The organism is Aerococcus sp. L_32 (assembly GCF_050689315.1).
This window is the reverse complement of sequence record NZ_JBOEQF010000984.1, coordinates 1-690: the sequence shown is the minus strand read 5'-3', so window position 1 is coordinate 690 and position 690 is coordinate 1. Positions and strand designations below refer to the sequence as shown.

Below are 690 nucleotides of genomic sequence, written 5' to 3'. Positions count from 1 at the left end.
ACATGTCTATTTTTAATTAGTTCGCACCCGAACCTTATAGTTCGCATACTAACTATTTTACTTAGAAATTCACCAATGTCAACGGATCAGGTCCAGAAAAATATGGATTTTTCCATGAAAACGTTTTTTATTTTCTGATAGCGTTTTCCCCATAACTTAGCCATTTTGCCAATAAAAAAGCTAGTATACTGAGCTACCCCATTGGAATAGCTGTCGCATACTAGCTTTGGAAAAAGAATTTACATTTATAACTTGGCAATATCGGTCCGGTAAGTCAGTGATGCGCCGCGAATCTGGCCCACATGCTTATAGGCTGCCTGGCGGGCGCTTTGAATGTCGTCTGCTAAGGCAACTGGCGTTAGGACACGGCCACCGTTTGTAATCAATTGCCCTGCTTCATCAGTTGTCGTCCCGTTATGGAAAATCAAGGCGTTTTCAGGTAAGGATTCAATCGCAACATGGTTGTCGTAAGCACCAGGATAGCCTTTTGAATATAAGACCACGCCGACTGCTGCTTGCTTTGACCAAATTAAATCTGTGGGTTTTAAAGTGCCAGCTAGGGTTTTTTCAAAAACTGTCAGCAAGTCACTTTCCAGTCTTGGTAGAAGGACTTCCGTCTCAGGATCCCCAAAGCGGACATTAAATTCCAAGACTTTCGCTTGGCCATCTTGAATCATAAAGCCAATAAAC

The 690-nt window shown here is 42.3% G+C and carries 1 protein-coding gene; it reads right to left on the bottom strand.

Annotated elements, in window-relative coordinates:
* Positions 1 to 245: 245 nt before the first annotated feature.
* Positions 246 to 690, bottom strand: a 445-nt coding sequence (locus tag ACRCJ0_RS17745) for a phosphoribosylglycinamide synthetase C domain-containing protein (RefSeq protein WP_431391469.1), incomplete at its 5' end; no start/stop codon positions are given.